General features: G+C 69.7%; 18 protein-coding genes. 10 read left to right on the top strand and 8 right to left on the bottom strand.

Features of this window, described 5'->3' with window-relative positions:
- Positions 1-60: 60 nt before the first annotated feature.
- Positions 61-981: an alpha/beta hydrolase fold domain-containing protein gene (locus ACFVYN_RS03435; RefSeq protein ID WP_389991835.1), complete on the bottom strand. Its 921-nt coding sequence runs from the start codon at positions 979-981 to the stop codon at positions 61-63.
- Between the two features lie 138 nt (positions 982-1,119).
- Complete coding sequence (locus ACFVYN_RS03430) at positions 1,120-2,121, bottom strand: LacI family DNA-binding transcriptional regulator (RefSeq protein ID WP_389991832.1); 1,002 nt, start codon at positions 2,119-2,121, stop codon at positions 1,120-1,122.
- A 436-nt stretch (positions 2,122-2,557) separates the two neighbouring features.
- Here ACFVYN_RS03430 and ACFVYN_RS03425 point away from each other — a divergent pair, with 436 nt between their 5' ends.
- The 10 genes from ACFVYN_RS03425 (at position 2,558) to ACFVYN_RS03380 (ending at position 18,154) form a co-directional block, all read left to right on the top strand.
- Positions 2,558-4,111: an ABC transporter substrate-binding protein gene (locus tag ACFVYN_RS03425; protein WP_389991829.1), complete on the top strand. Its 1,554-nt coding sequence runs from the start codon at positions 2,558-2,560 to the stop codon at positions 4,109-4,111.
- Between the two features lie 9 nt (positions 4,112-4,120).
- Positions 4,121-5,062, top strand: coding sequence for an ABC transporter permease (locus ACFVYN_RS03420; RefSeq protein WP_389991826.1), 942 nt, complete (start codon positions 4,121-4,123; stop codon positions 5,060-5,062).
- Positions 5,059-6,819 (top strand): dipeptide/oligopeptide/nickel ABC transporter permease/ATP-binding protein, encoded by a 1,761-nt coding sequence (locus ACFVYN_RS03415; RefSeq protein WP_389991823.1) that lies wholly within the window; start codon positions 5,059-5,061, stop codon positions 6,817-6,819. Before ACFVYN_RS03420 ends, ACFVYN_RS03415 begins: the two co-directional genes overlap by 4 nt.
- The gene (locus ACFVYN_RS03410) at positions 6,816-7,652 is read left to right on the top strand and encodes an ABC transporter ATP-binding protein (RefSeq protein ID WP_389991820.1); all 837 of its coding nucleotides are present in this window, start codon (positions 6,816-6,818) and stop codon (positions 7,650-7,652) included. Before ACFVYN_RS03415 ends, ACFVYN_RS03410 begins: the two co-directional genes overlap by 4 nt.
- A gap of 1,135 nt (positions 7,653-8,787) precedes the next feature.
- Positions 8,788-9,834: a LacI family DNA-binding transcriptional regulator gene (locus tag ACFVYN_RS03405; protein ID WP_389991817.1), complete on the top strand. Its 1,047-nt coding sequence runs from the start codon at positions 8,788-8,790 to the stop codon at positions 9,832-9,834.
- 144 nt (positions 9,835-9,978) lie between these two features.
- A complete protein-coding gene (locus tag ACFVYN_RS03400; RefSeq protein WP_389991815.1) occupies positions 9,979-11,229 on the top strand; it encodes an extracellular solute-binding protein in 1,251 nt (416 codons plus the stop codon).
- A 19-nt stretch (positions 11,230-11,248) separates the two neighbouring features.
- Entirely contained in the window at positions 11,249-12,232 is a 984-nt protein-coding gene (locus tag ACFVYN_RS03395; RefSeq protein ID WP_389991812.1) for a carbohydrate ABC transporter permease, read from the top strand.
- Positions 12,229-13,053: a carbohydrate ABC transporter permease gene (locus ACFVYN_RS03390; RefSeq protein WP_389991810.1), complete on the top strand. Its 825-nt coding sequence runs from the start codon at positions 12,229-12,231 to the stop codon at positions 13,051-13,053. Before ACFVYN_RS03395 ends, ACFVYN_RS03390 begins: the two co-directional genes overlap by 4 nt.
- A 68-nt stretch (positions 13,054-13,121) precedes the next feature.
- Complete coding sequence (locus ACFVYN_RS03385; RefSeq protein WP_389991807.1) at positions 13,122-14,882, top strand: amylo-alpha-1,6-glucosidase; 1,761 nt, start codon at positions 13,122-13,124, stop codon at positions 14,880-14,882.
- Between the two features lie 83 nt (positions 14,883-14,965).
- Positions 14,966-18,154 (top strand): RICIN domain-containing protein, encoded by a 3,189-nt coding sequence (locus ACFVYN_RS03380; protein WP_389991804.1) that lies wholly within the window; start codon positions 14,966-14,968, stop codon positions 18,152-18,154.
- Between the two features lie 400 nt (positions 18,155-18,554).
- On the opposite strand, the gene ACFVYN_RS03375 is transcribed toward ACFVYN_RS03380, so the two are convergent.
- The 6 genes from ACFVYN_RS03375 to ACFVYN_RS03350 all read right to left on the bottom strand — a co-directional run bounded on the left by ACFVYN_RS03375 (position 18,555) and on the right by ACFVYN_RS03350 (position 26,580).
- Complete coding sequence (locus ACFVYN_RS03375; RefSeq protein WP_389991801.1) at positions 18,555-18,929, bottom strand: DUF2255 family protein; 375 nt, start codon at positions 18,927-18,929, stop codon at positions 18,555-18,557.
- A gap of 14 nt (positions 18,930-18,943) precedes the next feature.
- Entirely contained in the window at positions 18,944-20,467 is a 1,524-nt protein-coding gene (locus ACFVYN_RS03370) for an MFS transporter (RefSeq protein ID WP_389991798.1), read from the bottom strand.
- Between the two features lie 434 nt (positions 20,468-20,901).
- A complete protein-coding gene (locus tag ACFVYN_RS03365) occupies positions 20,902-21,891 on the bottom strand; it encodes an aldo/keto reductase (protein WP_389991795.1) in 990 nt (329 codons plus the stop codon).
- 201 nt (positions 21,892-22,092) lie between these two features.
- The gene (locus tag ACFVYN_RS03360) at positions 22,093-23,247 is read right to left on the bottom strand and encodes an XdhC family protein (RefSeq protein WP_389991792.1); all 1,155 of its coding nucleotides are present in this window, start codon (positions 23,245-23,247) and stop codon (positions 22,093-22,095) included.
- Between the two features lie 160 nt (positions 23,248-23,407).
- The gene (locus ACFVYN_RS03355; RefSeq protein ID WP_389991789.1) at positions 23,408-25,603 is read right to left on the bottom strand and encodes a xanthine dehydrogenase family protein molybdopterin-binding subunit; all 2,196 of its coding nucleotides are present in this window, start codon (positions 25,601-25,603) and stop codon (positions 23,408-23,410) included.
- Complete coding sequence (locus tag ACFVYN_RS03350; protein WP_389991786.1) at positions 25,600-26,580, bottom strand: FAD binding domain-containing protein; 981 nt, start codon at positions 26,578-26,580, stop codon at positions 25,600-25,602. The genes ACFVYN_RS03355 and ACFVYN_RS03350 overlap by 4 nt, the downstream gene beginning before the upstream one ends.
- Positions 26,581-26,587 lie beyond the last annotated feature (7 nt).

Genomic DNA, 26,587 nt, shown 5'->3' with positions numbered 1-26,587 from the left:
GGGCTGGTCGCGGGCCCCACCTACGGCGGCCCGCTGTGCCCTGACACGCAGCGGGCCGCTCTACTTGAGCGCGTCGGCGAAGAAGTCGAGTGAACGGTCGACCTCGGCGAGGGCCGGCGTCCGGTTGAGGTGGCCGTGCGGCATGCCGGCGGACAGGTAGGTCGTGACCGTGACGTCGGATGCGGTCAGCTGCCGGGCGAGGAGTTCGCCGGACGGCCGGAGGTCGTCGTACTCGGAGACCAGCAGGTGAACGGGCGGCAGGCCGTGCAGCGGAGCCCCGCCGGGCAGTGCGTCGCGCGGGAGATCGGTGAGACGGCCGACGTAGTTCTGGACCATGAACTCGATGTCGGTCACGGAGAAGCGCATCGTCGGAGGCAGAGCCGTCATCTCGGGGGCCGTGGCGCCGTCCAGGGCCGGAACGGGGAAGTGCGCGAACGGGTAGGCGAGCAGGAGGAGATCGGCCGGCCGCAGTGTCTCGTCGCGGTCCCGGAGGGCTGAGGCCAGAGCCAGGGCCGCGCCCGCGCTCGCCCCGCCGAGGGCTACATGCTCGGCCTCGGCGGCCGGACCGGTCCTGAGCCACCGCCACGCGGCGCGTACGTCGTCCAACGGGACGGGGTAGTGGACGCCGCCCGTCGCCAGCCGGTAGTCGACGGAGACCACCAGCGCGTCGGCCCGCGCCGCCAGTTCGGCCGCGACGACGTGCGCTTCGGGCATGTCGAGGTCACCGCCGAGGAAACCGCCGCCGTGCACCCACAACACGGCCGCGGTACCGGCTCGTCGAGGTGTGTACGTCCGTATCGGAACCGGGCCATGAGGGCCGGCGATCTCGCGGTCCTCGACCGCGACGTCGGGTTGTACCCACTCGGTCGGATCCTGTGCGAACTCGACGAACCGTGCCAGAGCGTCCGGGTCGGCCAGATCGGCGAACGTCATACCGGCGAGGAGGTGCAGCCTCTCCGCGAGATAGGGGTCCAGAGGCATGGTGACCGCTTTCTGTGGCGTTTTGACGTGGGACCAACGAGGTGTCTGCAGGCGCGGCGAAACCGCGGTGGCCGACGGCCGGCGTAGCCGATGCGGAGCCGCGCCCCGTGACGGCCTGCATCGTGTCCGCTCAGGCCGTCACGCTGACTCCCGGACCTCGAGCCGGACCTGGGGCTTATAGGAACTTCCCGAGACCTGTGTTTCGTCGAGTGCGGCCATCACCGTGTCCGCGTACAGCTCGGCGACGGCGGGGAGGTCCTCGACGACGGTGGTCAACGGCGGGCAGGCCAGCGCCGCGGCGGGGCTGTCGTCGACCCCGATCACCGCCATGTCCCGAGGGGCTTCGAGGCCGAGCTGCCGCAGACCGGCGAGCACGGTCATGGCCACCTCGTCGTTGAAGGCGCAGATGCCGGTCACGGGGGAATCGGCGGCGAGCCAGGCCTCGATGGCGGCCGCGGCCGCACCCGGTGACAGCGGGACGGTCCGGACGTCGGGGTCGGGCAGGCCGAGTTCGGCGCAGACGGCTCGGACGCCGTCCAGGCGCGGTCGGGCGAAGACGGCGACCCGCTCGTCGTCCGGGTAGGCGTAGCCGAGGTGCCGGTGGGAGGCGGCAAGGTGACGGGCCTGCACGGCACCGATCATGTTCGCACTCGTGACGCTCGCCTCCGCCCCGAGCCCGCTCGAGTCGTACAGGGCGACGATCACTTCGATGCCCGCTGACCGCATCGCCGCCGCGTCCGAATCGGAGAAAGGCTCGAAGGTCAGCACGGCGGCCGGCGTGAGCGCCTTCCAGATCTCACTCAGCGAACGGGCGCCCCGGATGCTGGAGTGGACGACGAACGTGAGATTTCGCTTCGCGAACGCGAGCGTCAGCTCCTGAATGAGGTTTCCGACCGCATGACCGAGTGGCCAGTCGGGCAGCAGGCCCAGCACCACATCCGTACGCCCGTACCGCAGGGTCCGCGCCGCGGGCGAGGGGGCGTAGCCGAGCTTCGACGCGGCCGCCAGCACCCGCTGACGAGTCGCATCGGTGATCTTCTGATGCTGGGTGTTGTTGAGAACGAAGCTCACCGTCGCCCGGGACACACCGGCCTCACGAGCCACATCCGCACTCGTCACCCTGCTGCTCCGCGGTGCCATCCATGACCACCTTCCACGAACCTCTTGCGCAACGCAGGAGACACAGTTAATTTACGGGCACTCACTATAACGTGTTAGCGACACGTTATAGCGACTCTCAGCAGCCACGATGCGAGGTGGTGCGATGGGGCGGCCCCGCCGATTCATCCAGTCGCCGACATTGAAGCAGAAGGCCTGCGCCGTGCAGGAGACGGAGTGACCCTCCGAGCTCGACGGCCGGCCAGGCACAAGCAGCGGATCGGCCTCTGCGCGACCGCTCACGCGGCTTCCGCCCCGCCACCCCACAACAGCGACATCCACTTCAGCCGCCTGTCGCACCGGTATCCCCACCTGAAGACCCGCCCACCCGCACCGCGGACCATCCGCGCCAGTGGCCTCCCCACGAGGCCGCCCGGCCCTCCCCGCTCCCCCGCACCTCTTGCAACGGAGACCCTCAATGAAGAGAAGAACCGCACTCCAAGCCTCGATCGGCGTGGTGGCAGCGCTTGCGCTCGCCGCCTGCGGCGGCGGGAACACCAGCGGCGGCAGTGCCGGCCCGGCGAACCTGACCATCGCCCTGAACTCGGCGCCCAACAGCCTGGATCCCGCCCAGGTCGCGGTCGGGCCCTTCCTGAACTACATGGACCCGGCCTACGCCTCGCTGCTGACCCGTAAGGCCGACGGCACCCTGGCGGCCGGGCTGGCCGACCAGTGGGGCTACGTCGGCAGCGGGAACACCAAGTTCCAGCTGAAGCTGCGCAAGGGGGCGAAGTTCGCCGACGGCTCGCCCGTCACCGCCTCCGACGTCGTCAACTCCATCAAGTACTACGTGAAGGGCAGCGGACCCAACGGCTCCTTCTACCGTGCCCTGACCTTCTCGACGCCGGACAGTTCGACCGTGGTGGTCAGCAGCCCGACGCCGAACCCCGACATGGGCGCACTGTTCACGCCCGCGCTCATGGGCGGCGCCATCATCAGCCCGGTGGGACTGAAGGATCCGAAGAAGCTGGCCTCCGCTACCTTCGGCGCCGGGCCCTACGTGCTCAGCGCCCAGCAGTCGGTCTCCGGCGACCACTACGTCTACGTGCCGAACAAGAACTTCTGGGACAAGGCCGCCGTTCACTTCAAGAAGATCACCGTCAAGGTGATGCCGAACGTCAACTCGCAGGCACAGGCCCTGAAGTCCGGGCAGATCGACCTCATGTACGGCACCCCGGACGTGGCACCGACCATCGCCGGCAACAAGTCGCTCACCACGATCAAGAGCCCCACCGCCTGGGCGGGCCTGTTCCTCCTGGACCGCGACGGCACCGTCGTCAAGGGACTGGCCGACGTACGTGTCCGGCAGGCGCTGAACTACGCCGTCGACCGACCCGCGATCACCAAGGCGGTCTACGGCAGCTTCGGGGCACCGGTCTCCCAGCCGGCGATGCCCGGCTACGACGGCTACAGCCCCGAAGCCGAGAAGATGTACCCCTATGACCCGGCCAAGGCCAAGCAGTTGCTGAAGGCTGCCGGATACGGGGACGGACTGACCATCCCGGTGAACTACGGATCGTTCGACCCCTCGACGACCAAGATGCTCCAGGCCGTGCAGGACCAGCTCGGCAAGGTGGGTGTGACCCTGAAGCTGAAGGCCGCCGCCAACTTCGGCGGCTGGATCAACGACCTGCTGTCGAAGAAGTACGCGGCCACCGTGCTCTCGCCCGGCCAGGGCGGCCAGGAGAACTTCTACGCGCAACAAGGAGGGTTCACCAAGACGGGCATCATGAACGTCTTCGGCGTGGACGACAAGGACGTCGACGCCGCGTTCGCCCGGCTCGCCGAGTCGGACCCCAAGGCCAGCGGCGCGGCGGCGAAGGATCTCACCGACGTGATCGTGCGGAAGGCGCTCGCGCTGCCGGTGTCCGGTACCGACACGATCGCCATGTACAACAGCAAGCTGCGCGGAGTGACGTTCGGGGTGGGCACCGCACAGCTGACCCCGAACGTCACGTGGACCACTGGCTGACGAGGACAGATGTTTCCCATCATTCTGCGCAGGCTGGCGCTGTCCGTCCCGCTCCTGGTGGTCGTCTCGGCGATCACCTCGCTCCTGGAGTCGTTCGTGCCTGGTGACCCGGCACGAACGGTCCTGGGGATCAACGCGACCAAGGAGCAGTACGACGCGCTGAGAGCCGCGCTTCATCTCGACAAGCCGTTCGCCGAGCAGTACTGGCTGTACCTGCGCGACATCCTGCACGGTGACTTCGGCGCCTCGCTGTTCAGCGGCGAGTCCGTGCTGGGGACGATCGGGCAGCGCCTGCCGGTCACGCTGACCCTGGTGATCGGGGCCACCGTGGTCTCGACCCTGACGGGCGTCCTGCTCGGCGTGTACAGCGCGACCCGGGGCCGCTTCAGCCGCCGGCTCATCGACGTGGTGTCACTGTTGGGCAGCGCCCTGCCCAACTTCTGGCTCGCGCTGATGCTCGTATCCCTGTTCGCGATCAGGTTCCCGATCTTCCCGGCCACCGGGTACACCCCGTTCACCCAGTCACCGGGGCAATGGGCGGCCGGCCTCGTACTGCCCGTGATCGCGCTCTCGGTCGGGGGCGTCGCCCTGATCTCCAAGATCACCAGAGACGCGATGCTGACCACCCTGGGCCTCGACCACATCAGAACCCTACGGGCCTGCGGCGTCCGGCCCGCCTCCATCGTCTGGAAGCACGCCCTGCGCGGGTGCGGGATGCCGGTGGCGACCGCGATCGGCCTCACGGTGATCGCGTACATCCCCGGCTCGATTCTCGTCGAGAACATCTTCACCTTGCCCGGGCTCGGTACGACGGTTGTCGACGCGACCAACCAGCACGATCTGCCGGTCGTGCAGGGCGCTGCCATCACCTTCACGTTGCTGGTGATCGCCGTGAACCTTCTCGTCGATGTTCTCTACAGCCTCCTGAACCCGAAGGTGCGTGTGGCATGACCGCTGCCGATCCGCCCATGAGCGTGCACTCTCGGAAGTGGACCAACCCCTTGGCGGGGATCTGGCGCCGTCCTCTCACCGCGGCAGCGCTCGCCGTGGTCCTGGCGATCACCGTCGCCGTGGTCCTCGCCCCCCTGCTGGCACCGCACCCGCCGCTGGCGCAGGACCTGCTCCACGCCCGCGGAGGTCCGTCGGCAAGCCACCCGCTGGGCACCGACGATCTCGGCCGCGACGTGCTGAGCCGGTTGCTCTACGGCGGCCGGCCGGCCCTGCTGGGGGTGGGTGTGGCCGTGAGCGTCTACATCGTCCTGGGCATGTCACTCGGCATCCTGGCCGGTTTTCTACGCGGCTGGACCGACCGGGTCATCGTGGCCGTGATGGACGTCATGCTCTCCGTTCCCGTGGCCATCCTCATGCTGGCCGTCCTGGCGATCTTCAGCCAGAGCAACGTCGCCGCCATGCTCACGCTCGGCGTCCTCTCCTCTGCGGGCCTCGCTCGGATCATCCGCAGCTCGTGCATCGCGCTGCGGGAGGAACTGTTCGTGGACGCCGCCAGGGTGTCCGGACTCAGCCCGGTGCGGATCATGGCACGGCACATCTTCCCCGGCCTCGTGGGGCTGTTGCTGGTCCAGGTGTGCCTCTTCTCGGGCATCGCCCTCATGGTGCAGACAGGCCTCGGGTTCCTCGGTCTGGCCACCCCGCCGCCCGCTCCCAGCTGGGGCGGCATGGTCGGGGAGGCCTCGCAGGTCATCGAGCAGAACCCCTCCCTGCTGTTCGTCTCCGGCGGTCTGATCGGCCTCATGTCCGTCGCCTTCGGACTGCTCGGCGACGGGCTGCGCGACCTCACCCAGGACCGGAGGCGAGGGAGCGGAGGCCGGTCGCGGCGGCCGGTTCCCGTGGCGGTCGCCGAAGACGCCGGCGAACCGTCGGACAAGCCGTCGGACGGGGCTGTGCTCGCCGTGCGCGACTACTCGATCGCCTTCGCCACCGCGCAGGGCCCACGTACCGTCGTCGACTCCGTCAGCTTCACGGTGAACGCCGGTGAGATCTTCGGTCTCGTGGGCGAATCCGGGAGCGGCAAGACGGTGACTGGCCTGTCGCTGCTCGGACTGCTCGCCCCGGGCGGGGCGGCGACGGGTGGCTCGGCCTGGCTGGCCGGTACCCGAATCAACGGTCTGCCGGAGCGGGAGCTGCTGCGCATCCGCGGCAGGGAGATAGCCCTGGTGTCACAGGAACCCATGGGGGCGCTCGACCCGTACTTCACCATCGGCTCCCAGCTGTCCGAGGTCGTCCGCCGAACCGGGGACGCGGCGGGCGGAAAGGACGCCGTGCGGCAACGCGTCCGCGAGCTGCTGACCAGCGTCCACCTGCGCGACCCGGACGACGTCGCGCGCCGACACCCGCACGAGCTGTCCGGCGGAATGCTCCAGCGGGTCGCCATCGCCATGGCACTGGCCGGGTCACCGAAGGTGCTCATCGCCGACGAACCCACCACGGCACTGGACGTCACGGTACAGGCGGGCATCCTGGACCTGCTCCGGTCGCTGCGCGACGAGCGCGGCATGGCGATCATCCTGATCACTCACGACCTCGGGGTGGTGGCCGACATCTGCGACCGGGCAACCGTGATGGAGAAGGGCCGAATCGTGGAAGAAGGCCCGGTCGAGGACATCTTCTACCGGCCCCAGCACGCATACACGAAGAAACTCATCCAGAGCACACCCAGCATCGCGACGACCGAGGGCAGGATCGCGTGACCGGCACTCCCATACTCCAGCTCGACGGCCTCGCGGTCCGCTACCCGTCCCGCGGCTTCCGCAAGCCCCCGACCACGGTCATCGAGGACGTGTCCTTCGAGGTCGGCCAGGGCGAGACGGTCGCGCTCGTGGGCGAGTCCGGCTCGGGCAAGACCACCATCGGCAGAGCGGTCCTGGGGCTCGCCCCGGTCAGCGGCGGACGCGTACTGCTCGACGGACAGGACATCACACACCTCACCGGCCGAGCCCGCCGCGCACTGTCCTGCGACCTCCAGGCGATCTTCCAGAACCCGTACGCCTCGCTCAATCCGGCACTGCCCGTGGGCCGGACACTGGCCGAACCCCTGCTGGCCGGTTCGACCCGCTCCCGCGGCGAAGTCCGCGATCACATCACCGACCTGCTCCGCCGCGTCGGCCTGCCCGAGGACGCGGCCGACCGCTACCCGGCCCAGTTCAGCGGAGGCCAGCGCCAGCGCATCGCCATCGCCAGGGCGGTCGCCAGGCAACCCAAAATCATCATCTGCGACGAACCGACCAGCGCCCTCGACGTCACCACCCAGGCCGCCGCCCTGGACCTCCTCGCCGAGCTCCAGCACTCGCTCGGGTGCGCGTACCTGTTCATCACTCACGACCTCGCCGTGGTCAAAGAGTTCGCGGCGCGCACCCTGGTACTGCAGCACGGACGCATCGTCGAAGAGGGACGCAGCACCGACGTGTGCGACCAGCCGCAGCACGAGTACACCCGGCGACTGGTAGCGGCCGCACCAGTCCCGGACCCGGTCCTGCAACGCGGACGCCGTCATCAGCGACTGGGAGCGGAGGCGACTGCATGACCGACGACACGGCCACCGCCGTGCGGCTGCCCACCGCAGTACGAGATTTCCATGAGGCGTTGCGTGACCGATGGCTCTCCGCCAGACAGAGCGCTCTGCGCCGCGTCGCGCGTCGCGCCAAGGGGGGAAGGCTGCGACGACCGGGCTCCGGGCCTGGAGCTATTTCTCCCAGAAGTCAGGGAGACGGCGCGTCGAGGTCGTCGGGGACCCCGTTCCTCCTCTGGCAGGACTGATGACCTCCGGCCGTGACCGCCACGTTCGGGTAGGGACAGCTGCGGCAAGTCTGGGCGGTGCTGCCCTGCTGGACAAAAACTCCGGAGCGGCGCGCGTTCGGCCCAGGTCTGCGGCACGTCGAGCATGGGTTCCCGGGCGGGGACAAATCGCCATGCACGGTCGGCATGCCAGGAGGCGGGATGGTCCTCGCCCGAGGACCTGAGTGACAGCACGCCTTGACAGCCACAGCCGGCCGCACAAGGAATGTGGCATCGCCAGCGACTCCCACGGCAGGAAGAGTCTCACCCGACGTCGTACATGTTGACCGTGGCGACGGCCTTCATCCGCGGTCGATCTGTGCGGCGCTCAACGCGAAACCGCCCTGGTCGCAGACGCCGATGCGGTCGCGGTCGCGGTCGCGGTCCACGAGCGGGTGCACACCGGAGTCCCACGCGGGCGCTGAAGTCCTCGACGAACGCTTCCGGAGAGAAGACGAAGTAGGGCTGGCCACACCGCTCTCACCGTTGCAGGAAGCGTCATGGGCGAGCGCGATGAAGGCCTCTCAACGTTTCGTCGAACCGGTTCGAGGAAGCTAGCACCGAGGAAACCGGCCAGCAATACCCCCGACACGGATCTTTTCGGCCGCGCACGGCCGGCCCGGCCCGGCAGGTCCAGAGCGTCCGGTCCGCCGTCTCCTGCACCTGACCTGCCGATGATCGGACGCTCGCCCAGGCAGACCAGGTACAAAACCTCTACTCACTGACGTTTCCGAGTCGTTTCGAGAAAATCGGCACGAGGCGTTGACACCCGTCCAGGTTGCTCCTACCTTCACTTCACGCGAACCGGTTCGACGATCGGTATCCGCTCAGTTCAGTTCTCTGAAGCGGTCGAACCAGTTCGACCGATCCGGCAAGGAGCCTCCGTGAACATCGGTGAGATTGCCAAGCGGGCCGGTGTCTCGCGGAGCACCGTGTCGTACGCCCTGAGCGGGAAGCGCCCGGTGTCGGAAGACACCCGGCAGAGGATCCAGCGGGTCATCGACGAACTGGGCTACCAGCCCAACGCGAGTGCGCGAGCGCTTGCCAACGGCCGGACCAACACCATCGGTCTGGTCTTCCCGCCGGCCGGGAACCACTACACCGGCATGCAGCTGGACTTCATCGGCAGCGTCACCGAGGCCGCCGCGGCCCACGACTACGACGTGCTGCTCTCTCCGAGCGGTGTGGACAGCGACCGCTCGTTCCAGCGGCTGCTGGGGGAACGGCGGGTCGACGGCGCGATCCTGATGGAGATCCGGCTGCAGGACGACCGGCTGGACCACCTCACGGCACTGGATTTCCCCTCCGTCGCCATCGGCCGAACCTCCCACCCTGAGGGCGGATGGTGGGTGGGCCTGGACCACACAGCGCTGGCGGCGGCCTGCGTGCACCACCTCGCGGACCTTGGCCACCGGCGGGTCTCCTTCGTCAACCGGCCCGAGCAGCTTCTGCGGGCCGGGTACGAGTCCGCCCACCGGGGTCTGGACGGGTTCACCAAGGCCGCCGCGGAACGCGGGCTCACCGTCCGGACGTACTGCTGCGGGGACGACGTCGCCTCCGGCCAGGCATGCCTGGAGCGGATCCTGCATGACGATCCGGCCACCACAGCCGTGGTCACGCTGAACGAGGCCGCTCTGGGCGGCCTCTACCGGGGGCTCGCCCAGGCGGGCCGCCATGTGCCGCGCGACTTCTCCGTCACCGGGGTCGTGGCCGGCCGCTGGGCGGAGACGGTGACCCCGCAGCTCACCGCGGCCGACGTACCGGCGGAAGAAATGGGCCGCCTCGCCGTCGAACTGCTGGTGGAGCGGCTCGGCAGTCCCGGCGCTCCGCCCCGGCACCATCTCCTGGCGCCGCCGATCTCACTGCGGGCGAGTACAGGGCCCGTACACGTCACGCCCACCACGATCGACGGGCCCGCCACCCCCCTCTGACCCTCCACGCATACCGCCCCACACCACCCGACGACCGAACTGCTCAGCGGCGCCGTTCTCCGTGCCCGCCTCACCTCCCCACCCCGTGCCCTCCCCACCCCGTGCCCTCGGCACTCCCATGCCCAAAAGCAAAGGAACCCTGCGATGAACAGCTCCTCCAGACACCGCCGTCTGACCGCCGCGGCCCTGACCGTCCTGACCGTGGCCGCTGGCGCCACCGCCTGCGGCTCCGGCTCGGGCAGCAGCGGCACCAAGAGCGCCGACAGCGGCACGTACACCATCTGGGACCCTTACCCGCAGTTCGACAAGACCTCGGCCTGGGCCCAGGTGCTGGACACCTGCGGCAAGGGCGCCGGCGTGAAGATCAAGCGGACTGCTTTCGACACCAGTGACCTCACGAACAAGGCGCTGCTCGCGGCGCAGCAGGGCAACTCCCCGGACGTGCTGATCGTCGACAACCCCGTGGTGTCGACGCTGGCGGAGGCAGGGGTGCTCACCACGACCGACGACAACAAGATCAACACCTCGAAGGTGGACCCCAACCTGCTCGCGGCCGGCCAGTCGGGCGGCAAGACGTACGGCACGCCGATCGGCGCCAACACCCTGGCGCTGTACTACAACAAGAAGGTCCTGAAGGCCGCCGGCGTGGACATCGCTTCGGTCAAGGACTGGAAGTCGCTGACTGCGGCGCTCGCCAAGGTCAAGCAGGCGGGGAAGAAGGGCATCACGTTCTCGGCGATCGGCACGGAGGAGGGCAGCTTCCAGTTCCTGCCCTGGTTCTGGGGTTCGGGTGCGAAGCTGACCGAGCTCGACTCGTCTCAGGGCGTCTCGGCACTGTCGCTGTGGAAGAACTGGCTGACGAAGGGCTACGCGCCCAACTCGGTCATCAACAACACCCAGACGACCAGCTGGCAGGAGTTCGCGAGCGGCGACTACGCGTTCGCCGAGAACGGCACCTGGCAGCTCGCAGCCGCCGACAAGGGCGGCCTCGACTACGGCGTCCTGCCCATACCCGCCGCCGCAGGAGGCAACGCCTCCGCCCCCACCGGCGGCGAGTTCGTCACCGTCCCGGTCCAGGGCGACACCGGCCGCTACACCACCTCGCAGAAGCTGGTCTCCTGCCTGACCGGCGACGAGAACCTGAACTTCACCGACAAAACGCTGTCCTACGTGGCGCCCACCGGCACCATCCAGGCCAAGGAGAAGGCAGCCAACCCGGAGCTGGCGCCGTGGATCGAGGCGGTCAAGGCGGCCAAGGGACGCACCAGCGACGACCTCGGCACCAAGTACCCCAAGATCTCCGAGCAGATGTGGAAGGCCGTCCAGTCCGCCCTCAGCGGCTCCCAGTCACCCAAGGACGCGATGGTCGCGGCCCAGACCGCCGCCGCCAAGTAGCAAGGACTCCCGGCTCCAGATGAACCGCACCACACACCTGCCGGACCGGCAGCCGGTGCGCGACCGGAACGGGGCGGCCACCGCCGCCCCGTCCCAGGCTCGCGCGGCCCACCGGCGTCATCCCGCCTCCCCGCAGTGGGCCGCCTGGGCCTTCCTCGCCCCGGTCACCCTCTACCTCGTCCTGTTCTACGCCTATCCGCTGTACCGCAACCTTGATCTGAGCCTGCGCAACTACACGGTGCGCTCGTTCGTGCGGGGCGATGCGCCGTTCACGGGCCTGGCGAACTACCGGAAGGTCTTCGACGACCCGACCTTCGCCCCGGCCCTGTGGCACACCGCCGTCTTCACCACCGTGTGCCTGGTCTTCCAGTACGCGATCGGTCTGGCGCTGGCGGTCTTCTTCCACCAGCACTTCCGGCTCTCGGCCACCCTGCGGGCGCTGTTCCTGGTGCCGTGGCTGCTGCCGCTGATCGTGTCGGCGTCGACCTGGTCGTGGATGCTCAACAGCGACTCCGGCATCGTCAACTCCGTCCTGCACGCGGTCGGCGTCGACCCGGTGAACTGGCTGACCTCGCCGACCTGGTCGCTGACCTCGGTGATCATCGCGAACATCTGGATCGGCGTCCCCTTCAACCTGGTCGTCCTCTACAGCGGCCTGCAGTCCATCCCCGCCAGCCTGTACGAGGCCGCCGCCCTGGACGGCGCGAACGCCTGGCAGCGCTTCTGGAACGTCACCTTCCCGCTGCTGCGCCCGGTCTCCGCCATCACCCTGCTGCTGGGCCTGGTCTACACCCTCAAGGTCTTCGACATCATCTGGATCATGACCAAGGGCGGCCCGGCGGATTCCTCCACCACCTTCGCCACCTGGTCCTACCAGCTCGGCTTCGGCAACCTGCTGCCCGCGTTCGGCCCCGGCGCCGCCGTCGGCAACCTGCTCGTCGTCGCCGCCCTGGTCTTCGGCCTGATCTACCTGAAGGTCCAGCGAAAGCAGGCCCTGTCATGAACGCAGGCACCAGCCGTCCATGGTGGAAGACGACCCTCGGCGTCCTGCTCACCGCGGTCATGCTCTTCCCGGTCTACTGGATGCTCAACGTGTCCTTCACCCGCGACCAGGACATGCGCAAGTCCCCGCCGGACCTGTTCCCCGCCCACGGCACGCTGGAGGGCTACCGGGCCGTCGTCGACCAGCAGTTGCCCTACCTGGGCACCAGCCTCGTCATCGGTCTGGGCACCGTCGTGCTGACCGTGGCGCTGGCCGCCCCGGCCGGCTACGCGCTGGCCAAACTGCGCCCACGCGGCGGGGGCGCACTCAGCTTCCTCCTCCTGGTCGCGCAGATGATCCCCGGCATCATCATGGCGATGGGCTTCTACGCCATCTACCTGCAACTCGGCCTGCTCCAGTCCGTCCCCGGCCTGATCGTCGCCGACTCCACTCTGGCCGTCCCCTTCGCCGTCCTCATCTTCACCGCGTTCATGTCCGGCATCCCCGGCGAACTCCTCCAGGCCGCGCAGATGGACGGAGCACGGGCCCTGCGCACCTTCTGGTCCATCGTCCTGCCGATGAGCCGCAACGCGATCGTCACCGTGTCCCTGTTCGCGTTCCTGTGGTCCTGGTCCGACTTCATCTTCGCCAGCACCCTCGCCAACGGCGGCGCCCACGAGCCGATCACCCTCGGCATCTACCACTACATCGGCAACAACAACCAGCAGTGGAACGCCATCATGGCCACCGCCGTCGTGGCCTCCCTGCCCGCCACGGTCATCCTCGTCCTGGCCCAGCGCTACGTCGCCGCCGGCGTCACCGCCGGCGCCGTCAAGGACTGACGTCCGCGGCGCGGCCCTTCCCCTGAAGATCACCGACGATCCCCGCTCAAGAAACGAGTACCGCCACCATGACCGCCGCCCCGTCCGGCCCGGCCTTCTCCGTCCACGACATACCCTTCAGCAGCCACGGATCCTGGTTCGGCGTCTCCCCCGTGGTGGCGGAGAAGACGTACGCGGAGGACCTCCACCTCGTCTCGCACCAGAACGGCATGCACGCCGTCCTGAGCCTGGTTCCCCTCGACGCGGCGACGGGCGAGCGGGCCGAGACCCTGGTCGATGCCACACCGGGCCTGCTGACCTGGACCGGCGCGGCCGGACGCGTCGACCTCGCCTACGAGACGCCGGACACCGTACGACTGCGCGGTGCGGGTCTGTCGCTGCGCGTTTCCGCTGCGGCACCGGCGCTGACCCCGTTCAGCGGCACCTACTTCTACCGCGACCCGGTGGACGGAGCCCACACGTTCACCTCCTACGAGACCGGGCGCCGCTACCGGATCACCGTGCTGTCCGGGACGGTCGCCGAGGTGTCCGGCGCCCAGGCCCTGGGCGCCGGGGACCGCGGTCTCACGGTCGCCGGCGAGGCCGACGGATCGTGGGAGGTCGCGGTGGAGGAACTCGACAGCGCGCGTCGGTCCTACCGCGCCTCGGCGGCGTTCGGCGAGGTCATGGAGGCCGCGCGGCGATCGTTCGCCGAGTTCGCCGATACGGTCGCCCCCTGGCGCTCGGACGACACTCCGGCAGCCGAACTCGCCGCCTACGTGGTGTGGTCGGCGACCGTGCGCCCGGCCGGCCTGGTCACCCGGCCCGGCGTCCTGATGTCCAAGCACTGGATGGACAAGGTGTGGAGCTGGGACCACTGCTTCAACGCCCTCGCACTGGCCCCCGGTTGCCCCGAACTGGCCTGGGACCAGTTCTCGCTGCCCTTCGACCACCAGGACGAGAGCGGAGCCCTGCCCGACTCCGTCACCCACTCGGAGGTCCTTTACAACTTCGTCAAACCGCCCATCCACGGCTGGGCCCTGGGTCACGTGCGCACGCGGCTCACCGAGCCTCTCGACCCGGCCCAACTGGCTCAGGCGTACGACAGGTTGACCCGCTGGACGGACTTCTGGCTCACCGCACGGCGCGCACCCGGCGCCGCCCTGCCCCACTACCAGCACGGCAACGACAGCGGCTGGGACAACGCCACCACCTTCGACCCCGGACGCCTCGCCGTCACCGCCGACCTCACCGCGACGCTGATCCTCCAGCTCGACGAACTGGCCCGGCTGGCCGCCGAACTGGGCTTCCCGGAGGACGCCCGGCGCCGCACCGAGATAGCCGACGCCCTCCAGGCCGCCCTGCTGGACGAGCTGTGGGACGGCGAACGGTTCCTGAGCCGCCCGGCCCACGGCGGAGACCTCGCCCAGAGCGCGAGCCTGCTCGACCTGATGCCCATCGTGCTCGGCGACCGCCTCCCCGCCAAGGTCCACGACCGGCTGGCCGAACGGATCGAAGCCCACCTCACCGCCCACGGCCTGGCGACCGAACACCCCGGCTCCCCGCACTACGAGTCCGACGGCTACTGGCGCGGCCCGATCTGGGCCCCCGCCACCGTCCTCATCGAGGACGGCCTGCGCCGCGCCGGGCACGACCGGCTCGCGGACGAGATCAGCGCCCGCTTCCGCGCCCTCTGCGAAACCTCCGGCTTCGCCGAGAACTTCGACGCGCTGACCGGCGAGGGACTCCGCGACCGCGCCTACACCTGGACCGCGAGCAGCTATCTGATGCTCGCCCGCGACCACCGCCGGCGCCGTGCGGAGGCCGCGGCCGACACCACTGTCGCCTGACCGACGAGCGACACCCCACCCACGTCCGGCACGGGGGGCCGGCGCAGCACCAACCCACCGCATCCCTGAAGGGACGTAAGGACATGCCACGAATCGGGCAAAGGCGCTCGACCAGCAGACGCCTTCTCCACGGCATCGCCAAGACGCTGCTCCCGTTGACCGTCGTAGCCGGCGTCACCACGATGGCGACGCCGGCCTCCGCCGCCACCCCCACGCTCACCGTCGATCTCGGCACCACCACCGGGGCCTTCCGCGGCGGCGCCTCCGGGGCGCTGTACGGCCTGTACGGACCGGACGTGCCGACGAACAACCTCATCGAGGGGATGGGGCTGGAGACCACCAACACCAAGTACCAGGACGGTCAGCAGCACCCCGGCTCGGACGCCCTGGAGATCGCCAAGCCGTTCACCGACAGCGGCGGCGGGGACATCTTCATCTACATGACGGACGTCTACCGGGCCAACTACGAGCGCACGAGCTACTCGGCCTACCAGGCGACCATGAAGACCCAGGTCGAGCAGGCGATGGCCAGCCCCTACGCGAGCCACATCGTCTTCATCCCCTACAACGAGCCCGACCTGAACTGGTTCAGCGGCATGCGCACCAACTCGACCGCGCTCGCCAACTTCAACGCCGAGTGGCGCCAGACCTACAACTTCATCAAGGGCATCTGGCCCGCGGCACGGCTGGCAGGGCCCAACACCTCCAGCTACACCTCCTCCTCCCTCAGCGGCTTCCTCACGTACTGCAAGGCCAACAACTGCCTGCCGGACGTGGTGACCTGGCACACCCTGGGCAGCCCGGCGGACGTCCGCAGCACCGTCGACTCCTACCGCGCGGCGGAGACCGCCGCCGGCATCACCTCGCCGATCCCCGTCAACCTCAACGAGTACGCCCACCGCTACCACCTGACCGACCCCGGGCAGATGGTCCAGTGGATCGCGGCGATCGAGGACGAGAAGATCGACGGGAACCTGCCGTACTGGAACATCAACGGCAACCTCGGTGACTCGGCCGCGGCCCAGAACACGCCCAACGCCCAGTGGTGGCTGTACAACTGGTACAGCTCCATGAGCGGCAACACGGTCAAGGTCACCAGCACGGGCGCCAACGCCGCGTACACCCTCCAGGGCCTGGCGAGTCTGGACACGGCCAAGAAGCAGGCGCGGGTCATCCTCGCCGGGGGCGGCACCAGCGGCGACTCCAGCACGGTCATCAAGAACATCGACCCCGCGGTCTTCGGCAGCACCGTGCACGTCAGCGTGTTCCAGGACCGCTACAGCGGCTACATCGGCGCGGCGGCCACCCCGACCCGGCTCTCCGACGCGGACGTCGCCGTGGGCTCGGACGGCTCGATCACCCTTCCCATCACCCTCGACGCGATGTCCGCCTACGAGGTGATCGTCTCCCCGGGCGGCACCGGCAGCAGCACCGCCTCCGACAGCACCTGGACGGGGACGTACGAGGCCGAGAACGCCACCCTCAGCGGCAGCGGCTACAACATCAACACCGAGGGCACGACCGGCAACGTCAGCAAGTTCGCCACCTCCGGCACCAAGGACGTCGGAGGCCTGCGCACCGGCTCGACCACGGTGATCTCCTTCCCCGTCAACGTCCCCACCACCGGCGACTACGACCTGTCGGTGTTCGGCAACAGCTACGCCAAGGACGCCGACGTCAAGGGCCCGACGAACGTGTACATGCGGGTCGACGGCGGCGCCTCGACCAGGATGGACATCCCGGTGGGCTTCCAGTGGGTGGTGTGGGGGCACAGCGACACCACCGTGCACCTCACGGCGGGCAGCCACACCATCACCCTGGCCACCACCGGCGACAACGGCGCGGCGACCGTCGGTGACGCCATCATCGACAAGATCGACCTGCGGTACAAGGACGCCTCCGTCCAGGGCACTACGCTCTACGAGGCCGAGCAGGCCAACCTCTCCGACAGCGGCACCGCCACCTACACCTCCCAGGGCCAGTCCGGCGCCGGCGCGGTGAACCTCACCTCCGGCAAGTCCGCGACGTTCTGGGTCTACTCCGCACGGGACGGATACGCCGACCTGACGGCCCGCTTCCGCAACACCGGCCAGGCCGCCCTCACCGTCAACGGCAAAACCGCCGACGACCAGACCCTCTCCGGGGCGACGACCGGAGCCTGGTCCACCTCGACCAACCGGGTGTACCTCAACGGCGGCGTCAACAAGGTCAAGGTGACCGGCTCCAGCGGCACCCTGGCCCTGGACGACCTGACCGTCACCCCGTTCAGCGCCACCGACGCCGTCACCACCGGAAACGTCGTCACTTACCAGGCCGAGAACGGCACCCTCGCCGGCACCGCGGCCGCCGACACCACCTACAGCCAGGCCAACGGCGGCGTCGTCACCGGCATCGGCAACGGAACCGCCAACTCCCTCACCCTCAACGTCAACGCGCCCACGGCCGGCACCTACGCCATGACCATGCGCTACGCCAACGCCGAGGAACTGCCCTCCAACCACTACAACCCGGACCTGTACGCCGAGCACGCCGACGTCAGCGTCAACGGCGGCAGTGCCACCCGGGTCAACTTCGCCAGCACCCTGCACTGGAACCAGTTCGAGGACTACACCGTCCCCGTGACCCTCGCCAAGGGCGCCAACAGCGTCAAGTTCACCGCCTCGCAGCTCTACAACTGGGACGGCACGACCATCGGCCTGGTCTACTCCGGCGGCGGCAGCGACATCGGGCAGCCCATGCGCTCCAGCTCCGCGCCCCACCTCGACCAGGTCTCCTTCGCCCCCGCGAGCCTGCACATCGGCGCCTCGACCGGCTTCTCCTCCACGGCCGTCGCCCAGCACAGCGGGCTCTGCCTCGAAGATCCCGGCCAGTCCACCGCCAACGGCACCCAGTACCAGCAGAACACCTGCGGCACCGGCCCGGAGCAGGTCTTCGACTTCCACCCCGTCGCCGGCACGACCGACACTTACACCGTCGTCAACCACTCCAGCGGCAAGTGCCTGGACGTCTCCGGCCTCTCCACGGCCGACGGGGCCGCCGTCCAGCAGTGGACCTGCCTCAACGGCACCAACCAGCGGTTCACGCTGAGAGCGGTGACCGCGCTCGGCAACAGCCACGACTACCAGCTGGTCGCCGTGCACAGCGGCAAGTGCGTCGACGTCAGCACCGTCTCCACCGCGCCCGGCGCCCTCGTCCACCAGTGGACCTGCGACACCGGGAGCACTCTGAACACCAAGAAGAACCAGATCTGGCGGCTCACCGGCAAGGACTGACCTGCCCCGCCACCGGGAATGGCACATGATCGTGCATCGGCCCGCCGGCTCAGCCCGGCGGGCCGATGCCTTTCACATCGGCGCCGCGGTCGGTGGGCCATCATGCCGGTGCAGAGAATCTGCCGTCGCCGTGGACCTGGACGGCCCAGGGCGCGGAACGGACGGACGCACCCAGGGCGGCCGAAGCAGCGCGCACACCTCAGGCCCTCGCCGCAGTCGCCTGCTCACCCAAGCGGGAGAATAAAGACATATAACGCGCCAGTCTGGAGTCGCGCGCCGGAGAGCGGCGATGACCCGCGAGGGAGGCCCGTATGGCCACCGACGAGGCACCGGGGGCGTCCACCTACCTTCAGCTGATGTCGAAGCCCTGGCGGCCGAGCGAGGGACTGGCTGGGCTCGGTCAGCGGGGGGTGAGCTTGAGGGTGGTGGCGCGGGCCCGGTCGGCGACCATCGGCGGGACGTATGCGCTGGCGGCGGCGTACTTGGTGCGGTAGGCGCCGTCGATGCGGTCGTTGAGCGCGCCGTCGTGGATCGGGGTCAAGGTGACGTCCTGGTCGATGCCGCCGCAGCGGATGCGTCCGGTGCCGCTCGCCTTCGCGGTGCGGAACCAGGCACCGTCTGGGCCGTTGTAGGAACGCACGTAGAGGTCGTCTCCTTCGCGCACCACCCAGATAGTGGTGGGCGTGCGCAGCCGGCCGTCGGCCCGCTGGGGCTGGATGTGCAGTTCGCCGGTCTGCTCGATCGTGTTGAGCTGGTCGCTGGTCCAGTGCGTCATCGCGGTGTCTCCTTCTACGCGCGGTTGTCCGTGGAGGGGGGAGCCACAGGCCGGGGAACGGCCGACGGAGCGGCGGGGTCTTCGTCTTCTGGGGCGCCCGCTGGTGTGGGGCGGAGGTAGAGGCCGGCGGTAGCGGCGGCCAGGGTGGTCAAGGCGGCGAGGACGAGGCTGATGCGCAGCCCGGGCAGGAAGTGCGCCTGGTCGGCGATGAGGGCGCCGAAGACGGCGACGGCAAGTGCGCCGCCGAGCTGGCGACTGGTGTTGAAGACGCCGCTGGCGGTGCCTGTCTCGTGGGCGGGGACGCTGTTGACGAGCAGGGCGGTGGTCGGAGGCATGGCGAGCGGGCCGCCGAGTCCGACCGGCAGCATCAGCAGGGCCAGCGCCCACGTCGGTATCCCGGCCGGCACCAGGGCCAGCGAGAGCAGGCCGCAGGTCATGAGGTACATGCCGCACCCGATCGGCACCCGGGGCCCGAAGCGTTCGGCGGCGCGGGCGGAGAGCGGGTTGACGAACGCGGAAAGCACCGTCATCGGGACGAACGTGAGCCCGGTCGCGAGCGCGGACAGGCCGCGCTGCTGCTGGAGGTAGATGCTGAAGACGAACACCATGCCGTAGAAGGCAGCCATGAACGCGAACCCGGCGCCGCAGGAGATCAGCACGGTCCGTCGGCGCAGCAGCTCCAGCGGCACCATCGGATGCCGGCCGCGGGCCTGGGCCCGGACGAACACCGCGGCTGCGCCCACCGTGAGCAAGGCGGCTGCCCAGACCTGGGGTGCGGCGAAACCGGCGGAGCCCGCTTCGATCGCGGCGAACGTCAGCGCGCCCATCGCGAGGACCGCGCTGATCTGCCCGGTGACGTCGAAGGGCACGGCGCGGCCCGGTGAGCGGGCGGCGAAGGCCAGCAGCACCAGCGCGGCGACGCCGACCGGCAGGTTGATGAAGAAGATCGTCCGCCAGCTGATCAGGCTGGCCGCACCACCGGCGACCGGCCCGGCGGCGGAGGCGACCGCGCCGCCCACCGCCCAGAGCGCCACCGCCCGGCCCCGTTTGACCGGATCGGAGTACGCCTCGCGGATCAGCGCCAGGCTGGTGGGCATCATCGCGGCCGCCCCGGCACCCTGCACCAGGCGGGCGGCGATCAGGGCGGGCAGGCCGGGGGCCATCCCGCACGCGGCGGAAGCGGCCACGAACACCACCAGGCCCAGGGCGAACGCCCGGCGCGCGCCGACGCGGTCCGAGAGCGAACCAGCCGACAGCAGCAGGGCTGCGAACATCAAGGTGTAGCCGTCGACGACCCACTGCAGGCCCGTCATCCCGCCGCCCAGGTCGGTCCGGATGGCGGGCAGGGCGACGTTGACGACCAGGGCGTCCAGAGTGATGACGAAGAACCCCAGCAGCGCCGCTGCCAGCGCCGCGCCCGGCCGCACCCGCAGCACCGGCCCCGTCCCGGCACGGATACGCCCGGTGACCGGCTGCCCGAGGACTGAGCCTGTGTCGTCGGCCGGCTTACGCCGGCGCAGAATGGACCTTTTCAGCATGGTTGTTGCTCCGCCCTCGGGGCGGCTCATCCCTTCTGTTCGCGGCGAGGATGCAGCGGGCGACGTACGCCGTCGACCGGCAGCGCGGCCCCGACGACGAAGCCTGCGCCGAGGCCGCACAGCGACGGCAACGCCGTGGATCCGGGGTGGGCGCCGACCAAGACGGACGGACCGGACGCACCGGACGATCTGTAGTTCGGCCATCAGACACAGGAGTGGCTCGCCTCCAGCGACGCCCCCGGGCCGGAGACGAACACCGCGCTCCGCGGATCGTGGCCATGGGTGCCTGCGCTCAGAGTGCTGGTGAACTCTTCCATGGACGGCCCCTGCCAGCAGCTTTCTGCTCCGGGATCGTTCGCGGCTACTCGCCGGAGTACGGAGACGCCGCCGATCCGCCATGTCCCGCATGGTGCGGCGGGATCATCCGTTCGGGTCTACCAGGCATACGCTTCGGGGGCTTCGCCGCCGGGGCCGGGCCAGATCTCGTCGAGCTTGTCCAGCGTTTCCTTCGACAGGTGCACGTCGAGGGCGCGGCGACTGGTCGCGAGCTGTTCGGGGGTGCGGGGGCCGACGATCGTGGCGGTGAGGACCGGGTTGTGCAGCAGCCAGGCCAGAGCGACGTCGGCGGGCTGTTCGCCGATCTCGGCGCACAACGCCTCGTACGCCTCCAGCTGGGACCGGTACCGCTCGATGATGTCCTGCATCTGCGGCTTCGCGCGGCGGCCTTCCTGTGCCTTCTTCAGTGCTCCGCCGAGCAGCCCGCCGCCCAGGGGGCTCCACGGGATCAGGCCGAGCCCGTAGTGGCGAAGTGCCGGGATCACTTCGAGTTCGATGGTGCGGGCGGACAGGTTGTACAGGCTCTGCTCGGACACCAGGCCGAGGAAGCTGCGGGAGGCGGCGGCGTTCTGTGCGGTCGCGATCTGCCAGCCGGCGAAGTTGCTGCTGCCGACGTAGATCACCTTGCCCTCGCGCACCAGCTGCTCCATCGCCTGCCAGATCTCCTCCCAGGGAGTCGACCGGTCGATGTGGTGCATCTGGTAGAGGTCGATGTGGTCGGTCTGAAGACGCCGAAGGCTGTCCTCCGCGGCCTTCCGGATTTTGTACGCGGACAGATACTTGTCGTTCGGGCCGGTGCCCATCGGCTGGTACACCTTCGTCGCCAGCACGATCTGCTCCCGCCGGCCGCCGCCCTGGGCAAGCCAGCGCCCGATGATCTCCTCGGACAGCCCGTACCCCTGCTCCATGTCAGGAGACTGCGGCCCGCCGTAGACGTCGGCGGTGTCGAACAGGTTGATGCCTGCCTCCAGCGCGGAGTCCATGATCTTGAAACTGGCGGCTTCGTCCGTCGCGTCGCCGAAGTTCATGGTGCCCAGCGCGAGACGGCTGACCTTCAGGCCGGTGCGGCCCAGGTGTGCGTACTGCATGGCGTTCACCCTTCTGGTGGGGGGGCGCGGACGGGCGGCTGCGTACCCGTACCGCGAAGAACTGATGGGTCAGGAGATCGCCCTCACACGGTCGATCGGTCGTCCCGTGGTGACGGTGTGCCGTTGACCACGGTCAGCGCCCGCTACCGTGCGACGTAACGCCTCGGCCGGTAGGCCGAACTCCGGCGTCCGGTCAGGGCTTCAGGAGGGCCTTGACGGCTCGGGTCTCGTCCATTGCCTTGTAGAACTCGGCCGGTGGATCGGGCCGGTGATCCGGGTCAGGGGCCGGCCCGTTCCCTGGTTGGCCTGGGCGATGATCTCCGCGGTGATGGAGAGAGCCGTCTCCTCGGGCGTACGGGCTCCGAGGTCGAGGCCGATCGGGGAACGCAGCCGCGCCAACTCGTCTGCCGTGACGCCCTCCTGACGCAGGAGTCGCAGGCGCTCGGCGTGGGTGCGACGTGAGCCCATCGCCCCCACGTAGGCGACGGGCAGGTCGAGGGCCAGGCGCAGCAGGGGAATGTCGAACTTGGCGTCGTGGGTGAGGACGCATACGGCGGTGCGCTCGTCCACCTCGGCGCGTTCGAGGTAGCGGTGGGGCCAGTCGACCACCACTTCGTCCGCGTGGGGGAAGCGTGCGGTCGTGGCGAAGACAGGGCGGGCGTCGCAGACGGTGACCCGGTAGCCGAGGAAGCGGCCGGCCTGGCTGAGTGCGGCGGCGAAGTCGACGGCGCCGAAGACCAGCAGGCGCGGCCGGGACGCTTGCACGTGGACGAGGACGGACAGCCGGTCATGGCATCCGTCTCCCTCCCCGCCGATGTCGACGCGGTTGGTGCGGCCGGCCCGCAGCAGGGCCCGGGCCTGGCCGGCCACCGCCCGGTCTGCCGGGCCGCCATCCACGCGCCCGTAGGTGGCATGGCCACCGCCGAGCACGCTCAGCGTGGAGCCGAGGAGGCGCTCCGGGCCGTCCACGACCTGTGCCACGGCGACCGGTCGTCCTCGGTCGATCTCGGAGAGGGCCGTGACCAAGTGCGGCTGGGCCGCGGGATCGACGCGCTGGACGAGGACGTCGAGTTCGCCGCCGCAGGTCAGGCCGACGGCGAAGGCGTCGTCGTCGGAGTAACCGAACCAGGCCCGCTGCGGAGCGCCCCGGTCGCGGAGCACCTGTCGGCACAGTTCGTAGACCGCGCCCTCGACGCAGCCGCCGGAGATGCTGCCGACCGCGGTGCCGTCCTCGTCCACCGCGACCGACGTACCGACCGGCAGCGGTGCGCTGCCGGTCACGTCGACGACGGTGGCCAGGGCGAAGGGGCGTGCCTCGCGGCACCAGCGGTGCAGTGTGTCCGCGATGTTGAGCATGGCGGTTCTCCATGGCAGGACAGGATCGGAAAGTGAGCGGGCCGCCGCCACGACGCCGGGGAAAACGTCATGCGGCGGCGGCCCCGGGAGGTCCGGCGGCCGAACGGGGGACGGGCCGCCGGACGAGCGGTGTGCACCGCGCCGGCCCGAAGCGCACGGGTCAGAGCAACGCCTCCGCGGTGATGGGCAGTTCGCGGATGCGGCGGCCGGTGGCGTTGAAGACCGCGTTGCCGATCGCGGCCGCCACCCCCACCTGGACGACCTCGCCAAGGCCCTTGACGCCGAGCGCGTTGCCGTCGTTGTCCTCGCCGTCCAGGTAGATCGCCCTGACCTCGGGGACGTCGGCGTTGACGGGGACGAGGTAGTCGGCGAGGTTGGCGTTGACGATCCGGCCGTCGCGGTGGTCGGTGGCCGTGTGCTCAAGGAGGGCCGTGCCGATGCCGCCCACGATGCCGCCGATCGCCTGGCTGTCCGCGAGCTTGGGGCTGATGATGCGGCCCGCGTCGTACACGCCGAGCATGCGCCTGACCCGCACCAGGCCCAGGGTCGCGTCGACGGCGACCTCCGCGAAGGTGGCGTTGTAGGCGTGGTAGGAGTGCCGCTCGGGACTGGGCGGCCCGGTGTAGGAGCCGCCCGCTTCGAGGTGGGTGCGGTCGTTGCGGGCCAGGAGCGTCCGGTACGTCTCGCCGCGGGCCGGGTTGCCCTGCACGTGCAGCCGGCCGCCGCGTACGACCACGTCGTCCGCCTTCACCCCGTACAGCGGCGACTCGCGGTCCTCGACGGCCAGCTTGATCGCCTGCTGCCGCACCTGGGTGCAGGCGTCGTGGACGGCGGTGCCGACGCTGGCCATGGTCGCCGAGCCGCCGTGCGGCGAGGTCGGCGGGTAGAGGGAGTCGCCGAGCCGGAAGGTGACCGTGCGCATGGTCAGCCCGAGGGCGTCGGCGGCGACCTGGGTCTGGGAGGTGTAGGTGCCCGGCCCCATGTCACTGGTGGCCGCCTCGACCACGGCGGTGCCGTCGGCATCGAGGCGGGCCCGGGCCTGTGCGGGGTACTGCCCGGGGTCGTAGACACCGGCGGCCATACCGAGGCCGATCAGCCAGTCGCCCTCGCGCCTCGAACGTGGCCGGGCGGAGCGGCGCTGCCAGCCGAACTCGCGGGCGCCGACGGTGTAGCACTCGCGCAGCCGACGGGTGGAGAACGGCAGGTTGCTCGACTCGTCCTCGTTCGGTTCGTTGCGCCGGCGCAGCTCGATCGGGTCGACGCCCAGCCTGTGCGCGAGTTCGTCCATGGCCGACTCGATCACGAACGACGCCGAGGCGAAGCCGGGGCCACGCATCCAGATCGGGGTGTTCACGTCCAGGGGGACCGTCCGGTACGCCTGGCTGACGTTCGGCATGCTGTAGAGCATCTGCCCCGCGCCCATGACTGCCTCGGTGAACGTCTCGTAGGAGGAGGTCTCGGCGTCGATGCCGTGGATCGCGGCGGTCAGCCGGCCGCGCCGGTCGCTGCCGAGGCGCAGCCGGTACTCGTACGACGGCCTGAAACCGGTGCCGAAGTACATCTGTTTGCGGCTCAGCACCAGCTTGACCGGACGCTTCGTCTCCCGCGCGGCCAGGGCGGCGACGACGCTGTGCGGCCAGCAGCGCAGTCCGCTGCCGAAGCCGCCGCCGACGAACGGGTTGATGACGCGCACCGACTCGGCGGGCAGGTCGAACACTGCCGCGAGCTCGTCATGCGTGCCCATCACCCACTGCGTCTTGTCCCACACGGTCAGCTTGTCGCCGTCCCAGCGGGCGATGGTGGCGTGCGGCTCCATCGGATTGTGGTGGTTGCGCGCCAGTTGGTACGTCAGATCCAGCCGTACGGGCGCGTCGCGCAGGCCCGCTTCCGCATCGCCGCGCGCGTAGTTCGTCGGCTTGTCCCGCTCCGCATCGTGGAGGTCCGTCGAGGGCTGTGCCGCGTCGTAGTCGACCTTCACCAGAGTCGCGCCGTGCTGCGCTGCCTCGATGGTGGTGGCGACGACGACGGCGACCGGCTGGCCGTGAAAGCGCACGCGGTCGTCCTGGAAGACCCGCAGCCTGCGCCCAGGCGGGTTGTTCGACCCGGCGTTGTCGCGGTACGGCAGCTTCGGTGCGTTGCCGTGGTGGATCACCCGCAGCACGCCCGGCTGGGCCTCGGCGGCGCCGGTGTCGATCGATGTGATGCGGCCGCGGCCGATGCTCGCATCCACGATGACGGCGTGCACCGCCCCGTCGACATCGAACTCGGCGGCGTACTGCGCCTTGCCCGTGACCTTCAGCCGGCCGTCCACCCGGGACAGCGGCGCACCCACGGCTGCCTGCGGCTGGGGACTCACTTCGTACCTCCTACGATGCGCAGCTGGCGTTCGACGGTCCGCATCAGCAACTCGACCTTGAACCGGTTGTGTTGAAGAGGACGGGCGCCTTCCGCCGCCTTGGCGGCAGCGGCCGTCCACAACGCGTCCGAGGGGCGCTCGCCGACGAGGTGCCGCTCGACGGCCGGCAGCTTCCACGGCACCGTGCCCACCCCTCCGGCGGCCACTCTCGCCTCGCGGATCACCCCGCCGCGCACGTGCAGCGCGACGGCCGCCGAGGTCAGGGCGAACTCGTAGGACTGCCGGTCCCGCACCTTCAGGTAGCCGGACCTGAGCGGACGCGGAAGAGCGGGAATCTCCACTGCGGTAATCAACTCGCCCTTTCTGAGGGCCTGTTCACGGTTCGGGGTGCTGCCCGGACGCAGCAGGAAGTCGGTGAAGGGGAGCTGGCGCTCCCCGTCCGGGCCCAGCAGGCGCACCTGCGCCTCAAGCGCCGCGAACGCCACGGCGACGTCGGAGGGGTGGGTGGCCACGCAGGCGTCGGAGGTGCCGAGGATGGCGTGCGTGCGGTTGACTCCGTGCAGCGCGGCGCAACCGGAGCCGGGCTCGCGCTTGTTGCAGTCGGCGGTCACATCCCGGAAGTACGTGCACCGGGTGCGCTGCATGATGTTGCCGCCGATGGTCGCCATGTTCCGCAACTGGGCGGAGGCGCTCAGTTCCAGCGCCTCGGAGATGACCGGGAACAGGGTGCGCACCTTGCGGTGGGCGGCGGCCTCAGACATGGTCACCAGCGCACCGATACGCAGCCCGCCGCGCTCGGTGACGGTGACCTCGTCCAGCGGCAGACCGCTGATGTCGACCAACGCCTCGGGGCGCTCGACAATCTCCCGCATCAGGTCGACCAACGTGGTGCCGCCGGCGATGTAACGCCCGCCGCGACGACCGGCGTTGAGGGCTTCCCGCGTGTCGGACACGCGCGTGTAGGTGAAGGGATGCATGACGGCC

Origin of the sequence: Streptomyces sp. NPDC058307, from assembly GCF_042880295.1 — a bacterium.
Lineage (GTDB): Bacteria > Actinomycetota > Actinomycetes > Streptomycetales > Streptomycetaceae > Streptomyces.
The sequence above is the reverse complement of the archived record's forward strand: the minus strand, read 5'-3'. Positions and strand labels throughout refer to the sequence as shown.